Source organism: Calditrichota bacterium, from assembly GCA_016867835.1.
Taxonomy (GTDB): Bacteria; Electryoneota; AABM5-125-24; order Hatepunaeales; family Hatepunaeaceae; genus VGIQ01.
In genome coordinates, this window is sequence record VGIQ01000142.1 from 1 (window position 1) to 6,085 (window position 6,085).

Below are 6,085 nucleotides of genomic sequence, written 5' to 3' on the forward strand. Positions count from 1 at the left end.
CGATGCTCTTGATGACGCTGATCGTCCTGGGGCTGGCATTGGTGCGCGCGATTCCGCTCAGGCTGCTGCCGGCGGGGCTTGATCCACCCTTTCTCTGGCTCTGGGCGGCTTATCCCGGTTCGACGCCGCTGGAGAACAGCCGGCGCATCGCCAGACCACTCGAGGAATCCTTCGCGAGCGTAAAGGGCTTGCGCGAAGTCTATTCGCGCAGCGACGTCGGTGGCACCGGTGTCTTTCTTGAGTTTGCCAACGATGCCGATATGGACGTCGCCTATCTTCAGGTGCGCGACCAATTGGAGCGCGCCCGCCGCGATTTGCCCTCCGACCTCCGGTTCATCTACCTACGACGCTACAACGACACCGACGAAACGACTTTCTACTTTGGTATCTCGTTCACCGGCTATTACGAAGATCCCTATCGGATTGTGCGCGAGGAAGTCGTCAGGAAACTGGAACGGATAGACGGCGTCGCTGCCGTTGAGATGTGGGGTGGCCGGGAGAAGATGGTGCGGGTTGAACTGGACCTGGCGCTGCTTAAAGCCTCCCGGATGGACCCATCTGAAGTAGTCCGACAGGTGCGGGAGGCGGACTTTGCCGTTGCAAGTGGTTATCTCGAGGATGGTGGAACACGGTTCATGGTTCGCAGTGATGGTCGTCTGGGCGATATCGAAAGCCTTGAAAACCTACCCCTGACCAATGTCTCGTCCGGCGGAAATTCACTGTCCGGATCAAGTCCGTTGTCGTCATCCGGCGGAACGATGACAGACGCAATCCCTCAACTGCGTCTAAAGGACCTGGCACGGGTGACCTATGCAGCGCCGCGCGCCGAGTGGTTTCAAAGGATCGGGCGGAGACCATCTCTGCAGATGGGAGTTTTCAAGCAATCCGAAGCCAACACGGTCGAACTCTGCTACCGGCTCGAGGAGGCTTTGGACGAGATGCGTCAGGATCCAAAACTTGCCGGAATGAAATTTGAACTCCTCTTCGACCAGGGCCGGTTCATTCGCAAGTCGCTCTGGCAATTGGTCGAGGCTGGACTTTGGGGCGGGTTGTTTGCGATTGTGATCCTTTTCTACTTCCTGCGACGGATCGGAATGACGCTCTACGTAGCCTCGTCGATACCACTCGCACTCCTCTCGACGATCGTCGTCCTCTACTTCATGGGCTGGTCACTCGACGTTGTAACGCTTTCCGGCTTGATGATCTCAGTAGGGATGGTGGTCGATAACGCTATCGTAGTAGTGGAGAACATCTCGACACGCCGGCAATATGGCGACAATCGCTTGGACGCCGTCAGCAGAGGAGCCACTGAAGTCGCCCTGGCAATCACTCTTGCGACCGGCACGACGATGGTGGTCTTCCTGCCGGTGATGCTGCTCTCAGGCAACAGGATCTTCTCTTTCTATATGCTTCGAATCGGGATGCCGGTGGTCATTGCTTTGGCAGCCAGCCTTCTGGTAGCGCTCCTCTTTATCCCTTTGGCGGCTTCACGTCTCGAAGCGTGGGGGACACGAGCGCCTAATACGTCCGGAGGGGGCAACCGGCTGGTCATTCGATGCAGCCTGCTGGTGGAGTCGTTAGTGAGATTGGTCTTGCGGAGGAGGCGGGACGCCTTTCTAATTGCGCTCATCATCTTCGCAACTATCGCCTGGCCCGCCTCTCACATTATCTCGACCGATGAGGAAGAGGGCAACATCAACGATTTCAACCTTCGTTTCGACTTTCCCGCCTACTACACCCTTGCTGATATAGACTCGACCTTGCGCAGCCTCGAGGAACGGCTCTATCAGCGCGCCGGGCGCTATGACATCAAGACCGTCGTCACCGGTTATCGACGCGGTTTTGGTCGAATGCGCATCTTCCTGAACGAGCGCTCGGGTGGCGGATGGCTTGCTGCAATAGGGGAGAGGTTCAAGAGACTTTTCGTAATCAATGACGCCGGGAGGTTGGAGCGTAAAGAGATCGCTGCCGAATTGCGCGACAGCCTAAATATCCCTCCGGGGGTGAGACTATTCACATCCTGGCGGCGAGGCGCGGGGAAAGAAGACGCCGAGTATGTCACTCTCTTCGGAGACGATCAGACTCAACTCGATGCTATTGCCTCAGACATCGAGCGGCGACTTCAAGCAATACCGAACCTACTGACACTGGAACGCGAAACCGCGACGACCTCCGAAGAAGCCATGGTAGAGTTCGACCGGAATGAGACGGGGCGCCATCGAATAAATGCTATGCAGGCGGCAATAGGAATCAATGCCATGCTGCGCGGAGTCGATCTTCGCGAGGTCTATCTGGATGATATCGCCGCCCGTGTCCCGCTGCGCGTCGAACTGCAGGAGAGCGATCGCGGGACGCTCGAGCAACTGATGAATCTTCCGGTTGGTGCCGGGACCGGCCCTGCCGTGCGCCTTGCTGATGTAAGCCGGTTTCGCTACGAAAGAGGCGCCGAGCAGATCGAACGCGAGAATCGCCGCACCCGTCTTAGAATCAAGATCTCATCGTCATCCGACGATCCGGGGAAGTTGGGTCGTCAAATAGATGCTGCGCTGATAGGACTAACGCTTCCCTCGGGTTACGAATGGACGAAGGGCCGCCGGTTTGCTGAGATCGAGGAGCAGGGTGGGCAGCAACGAATGGCCTGGCTGTTGGCGGCAACGTTTGTGATGCTGTTGATGGGAGCGCTATTCGAGTCCTTTCTGCTGCCCTGGGCGGTGATCGTCACCGTGCCATTCTCATTTTTCGGCGTCTGGTGGATGCTTTACCTGACCGGAACGCAATTTGGCGTTATGGCCGGGGTTGGCGTAGTGATTCTAATTGGTGTGGTCGTCAACAATGCTATCGTTCTGGTCGATCGCGTAAACCGCCTGCGGGAGGAAGGTCTATCACGCAACGAAGCCCTTGCCATCGGCGCGCGGGAACGCTTCCGACCGATTGCCATGACCGCCCTCACGACGATCTGTGGTCTCCTGCCGATGGCACTCGGCGGCTCCAGTTTGATGGGGGTTCCCTACGCTCCTATGGGGAGGACCATCATTGGTGGGCTGTTGGCTGCGACACTATCGACACCGGTTGTTGTGCCGCTGGTCTATAGTCTGCTCGACGATTTCCGAATTGCCGCGAGGAGTCTGTTGCGACGTATGGGAGCGTAGAACAGCCAACTATGAAATTGCACCCTGATTGTCATCGATGGGAATCTACTATCCCAGTCGCATATCGGCTTGGCTTTCACTTGCTATTCGCATTAGAGGTTGTTTAATTTACTGACTTGAGCATCGCACGGTCACGGGCGATGACCATAAGAAACTTCCTGCGGGGTGTGGCGCAGCCCGGTAGCGCGCTTGGTTCGGGACCAAGAGGTCGCTGGTTCAAATCCAGTCGCCCCGACGAATGATGATGTCCGAGTTAACGAATATGTTGCATCAGGTGATGTAATTCCTGCCTAAGGGTCGATTCCGCAATCCAAAACCCAATATCCAAAATCCAAACTTCCTCCACCTATCCGTTCCGCGAGATTGAGGAACGCCAGAGACGGCGCTGGATAGAACGGAATGCCTTCCAGTTCGACCCCGATGCGCCCGGACGCAAGGCTTATGTCCTGGTGATGTTCTCTTATCCATCCGAAAAGAAACTCCATATCGGTCATTGGTGGAACTACGGCGGAACCGACACCTATGCCCGTTTCAGGCGCATGCAGGGCGACATTGTTTTTGAGCCGATGGGCTTCGACGCCTTTGGGCTGCCGGCCGAAAACTATGCCGTTAAGCATGGCGTCCACCCGGCCGCGACGACCCGCGACAGCATCAACTACATCCGTGAGCAATTGAAGCTAATCGGAGCGATGTATGACTGGAACTACGAAGTCGATACTTCCCGCCCGGAATACTACCGTTGGACACAGTGGCTATTCCTGCAACTCTACCGCAAGGGCGCTGCCTATCGCAAGCAGGCTCCAGTCAATTGGTGCCCCTCCTGTATGACTGTTCTGGCTAACGAGCAAGTCCAGAGCGACGGCACTTGCGAGCGCTGTTCAAGCAAGGTAACGACCCGCAATCTTGAACAGTGGTTTTTCCGTATTACCGACTTTGCGGATCAACTCCTTGAAGGACTCGACCGGATCGACTGGCCGGCTTCGACCAAGGCACGGCAGCGCAATTGGATCGGCCGGTCGGAAGGCAGTGAGATTGACTTTGAACTGCAATGTCAAGACCTTTCGTCCGAGCATATCGTCGCCTTCACGACCCGGCCCGACACCCTCTTCGGAGTCTCCTATGTCGTCCTGGCGCCGGAGCACCATCTGCTTGAGAGAATTGTAACTCCCGAGCATCGTCCCGTAGTATCTGCCTATGTCGAGCGCTCCCGTCATGCATCGGAGATAGAACGGTTATCAACCGAGCGGGAGAAGACAGGGGTCTTCACGGGAGCCTTTGCCATTCATCCATTGACCGGCGAGCCGGTTCCGATTTGGGTCGCCGACTATGTCATTGGTTCCTATGGAACAGGTGCGGTGATGGCCGTTCCGGCGCACGATCAGCGCGATTTCGACTTTGCCACCCGCTACGGTCTCCCGATACGCAGGGTTATTCGGCCAGAAAACCCGCACGATGACGTCCTCATCGACCGGGCTTTTGTGGAGCCGGGTGTTCTGCAAAACTCCGGCGCTTTCGATGGTCAGACCAGCGAACTCGCCAGCCGTGTGATCACCGATACGTTGATCGAACAGGGGAGAGGTCGATTCGCAGTCTCCTATCGCCTGCGGGACTGGCTCGTATCCCGGCAACGCTATTGGGGCGCGCCGATTCCGATGATCCATTGCTCGCAGTGCGGTGTCGTCGAAGTGCCCGAGTCCGACCTGCCGGTGCTACTGCCTGAAGACATCGTTGACTTTGCGCCGCGGGGTGCATCGCCTCTGGGTGCTCATAAGTCATTTATCGAGACGACCTGTCCCCGTTGTCACGGTGCAGCACAGCGCGATCCCGACACGATGGACACCTTTGTCGATTCGAGTTGGTATTTCCTGCGTTATCCGTCAACCGATGTTAATGAGCATCCCTTTAATATGGAGCGGACGAAGCGATGGCTGCCGGTCGATGTCTATATCGGCGGCCCTGAACACGCGACCGGACATTTGATTTATGCGCGCTATATCGCGAAATTCCTTCATTCGCAGGGTTTAATCGACTTTGACGAGCCGTTTATGAAGATGGTGCATCAGGGCATCATTACCTACAACGGCCAGAGAATGTCCAAGTCGAAAGGAAACGTCGTCAATCCCGATGCCTTCATCGACAAGTTCGGTTCCGATTGCTTCCGTCTCTACCTGATGTTTATGGGCGACTGGCAAACCGGTGGCGACTGGTCAGATGACGGTATCGTTGGAGTGCGCAGGTTCCAAAATAAGGTATGGCGCCTATTTCAAGGCATTATAACGGATATGCCCTACAATGCTCAGGTAAAGCATATTGATCGTGGTCTTAATCGCGCTTTAAATCATACTATCAATGAAGTTTCCTCAGATCTTACAGTATTTCGGTTTAACACCGCCATCTCCCGCCTTATGGAACTGACCTCTGCAATTCAGGAGTATGCTTCGGATCCTGCAGCCATCGATCCAGGATACTTGAGGTCGGTGCTGGACAGCTTCACTATCATGCTTTCACCATTTGCGCCGCATATGGCTGAGGCGCTATGGTCCCGGTTAGGGCACGATGATCTGGTGCTTGATCAAGCTTGGCCTGAATTCGATCCGAAAGCCATCATCAACGAGCAAGTCACGATGGCGGTTCAGATCAACGGGAAGTTGGTAGAGACCGTGACGGTCGATATCGATGCAACTCAAGAGGCGGTAGTAGCGCAGGCCGAAGGTATGCCCAGGGTGAAGCGGGTCATGACTGGAAGGAGCATTCGCAAGACGATCTTCGTACCGGGGAAGATCGTCAATTTCGTCGTCTAATCGCCAAAGTCACTCCATACAATACTTAACATAATATATCTTATCGGACATTTTATTGCCTTTACTTCGCAAGCGTTCTTGCCGGCATCCGATCTTCCTCCTTACTCCTTTTCGCGAGGCTTATGACGTGAAAAC

General features: G+C 55.6%; 2 protein-coding genes and 1 tRNA gene. All 3 read left to right on the plus strand.

The annotated features are described in order from the left end of the window. The coding region (locus FJY67_10955) for an efflux RND transporter permease subunit (GenBank protein ID MBM3329967.1) at positions 1-3,149 on the plus strand (3,149 nt) is incomplete at its 5' end. Between the two features lie 161 nt (positions 3,150-3,310). Beyond that, positions 3,311-3,387, plus strand: a tRNA-Pro gene (locus tag FJY67_10960). 91 nt (positions 3,388-3,478) lie between these two features. Continuing rightward, entirely contained in the window at positions 3,479-5,950 is a 2,472-nt protein-coding gene (locus tag FJY67_10965; GenBank protein ID MBM3329968.1) for a leucine--tRNA ligase, read from the plus strand. Positions 5,951-6,085: the final 135 nt, after the last annotated feature.